This is a genomic window from Streptomyces sp. 8L, from assembly GCF_020176795.1.
GTDB lineage: Bacteria > Actinomycetota > Actinomycetes > Streptomycetales > Streptomycetaceae > Streptomyces.
Genome location: NZ_JAIUKE010000959.1, coordinates 1 through 636 on the forward strand (window position 1 = coordinate 1; position 636 = coordinate 636).

A 636-nucleotide genomic window follows, 5' to 3' on the forward strand; every position below is an offset into this window, starting at 1 on the left:
CCCGTAACCCCCGTTCCCCCGTGAACCCGTTCCTCCGAGCCCCCGGACCCGCCGGTCAGGCGACCAGTTCGCCGAAGGACTCCTCCTGGTCACGGCCGAGGCTGAGGGCCTCGTCGTCGCGCAGCCGGCGCAGGGAGCGCCAGATGCTCGACTTCACCGTGCCCACGCTGATGCCGAGGATGTCCGCGATCTCCGGGTCGGTGCGGCCCTCGTAGTAGCGGAGCACCAGCATCGTGCGCTGCGTCTCCGGCAGCCGCGCCAGCGCCTGCCACAGCACCGCGCGCAGCTCCGTGCCGCTCATCGCGTCCGTACCCGCGGCCGTCTCCGGCAGCTCCTCCGTCGGGTACTCGTTGAGCTTGCGGCGCCGCCACGCGCTGATGTGGAGGTTGGTCATCGTCCTGCGCAGGTAACCGCCCACCGCGGCCTTGTCGCTGATCCTGTCCCACGCGCGGTAGGTCGAGAACAGCGCGCTCTGGAGCAGGTCCTCCGCCTCGTACCGGTCGCCGGTCAGGTGGTAGGCCGCCGCGTACAGGGAGGAGCGCCGCTCCCGCACGTAGGCGGTGAACGCGGCGGCGCCGTCCGCCTCGTCCGCGGCGCCGGTGCCGCCGGGAAGCCCCCCGGCCTCCCCGCCACCCC

General features: G+C 73.3%; 1 protein-coding gene. It reads right to left on the reverse strand.

Annotated features, from left to right (window positions below):
* Positions 1–55: 55 nt before the first annotated feature.
* Positions 56–636 (reverse strand): SigE family RNA polymerase sigma factor (locus tag LCE31_RS40110; RefSeq protein WP_225023255.1); only part of this gene is annotated, 581 nt, incomplete at its 5' end.